This is a genomic window from Pseudomonas sp. FSL W5-0203 (genome assembly GCF_001896155.1).
Lineage (GTDB): Bacteria > Pseudomonadota > Gammaproteobacteria > Pseudomonadales > Pseudomonadaceae > Aquipseudomonas > Aquipseudomonas paracarnis.
This window is the reverse complement of sequence record NZ_MPOR01000095.1, coordinates 1-920: the sequence shown is the minus strand read 5'-3', so window position 1 is coordinate 920 and position 920 is coordinate 1. Positions and strand designations below refer to the sequence as shown.

The following is a 920-nucleotide window of genomic DNA, read 5'->3' as shown; positions in this document are numbered from 1 at the left end:
GGCCTACGAATACGACCGCCAAAACCGCCTCACCGCCGAACACCAAGGCTGGGGCACCCTGCGCTACGGCTACGACGCTTGCGGCCAGCTGAAAAACCTGTGCCTACCGGACAACAACCGCCTCACCTTCAACCACGACAAAGGCGGCCACCTCGCCACGGTCGAACTCAACGGTGAAGTACTCACCTCACATCTATTCAACAGCGGCCGCGAACACCAGCGCCAGCAAGGCCAACTGCTCAGCCACTACCACTACGATGACCAGAGCCGCCTACACGCCCACGCGGTGACCCAACAGCAAAACCACCTCTACCAACGCCAATACGACTACGACAAATCCGGCAACCTCACCCGCCTGCTCGACACCCGCAAAGGCGAACACCGCTACCACTACGACCCCCTCGCCCGCCTGACTCGCGCCGATCACTCGCAGGACGTACAGGAACGCTTCGCCCACAACCCGGCGGGCAACTTGCTGATGCAAGACCGCCCAGGGCCAGACATCGTGGCCGCTAACCGTCTGGTGATCCAGGGTGACCGCCACTATGACTATGACGCCTTCGGCAACCTCATCCGCGAACGACGCGGCAAGGGCCAGCAACTTGTCACTGAGTACCGCTACGACTGCCAGCATCGGTTAGTCGGGGTTACAACGCCCAACGGCCAAACCGCCAGCTATCGCTATGACCCATTTGGACGTCGCATCAGCAAAACCGTGGACGCCAAGACCACCGAGTTTTTCTGGCAAGGCGACAAGCTGATTGCCGAACACCATGCAGAGCGCCATCGCAGCTACCTCTACGAGCCCGGCAGCTTCCGCCCATTGGCACTATTGGACGGTTTCGGCCCAAAAGAAACCAAGCCCTACCACTACCAACTCGACCACCTCGGCACCCCGCAGGAACTGACCAGCCCCGAGG

The 920-nt window shown here is 61.1% G+C and carries 1 pseudogene; it reads left to right on the top strand.

Annotated features, from left to right (window positions below):
• Positions 1–920, top strand: a pseudogene (locus BOP96_RS29130) (RHS repeat protein); the annotation flags it as partial.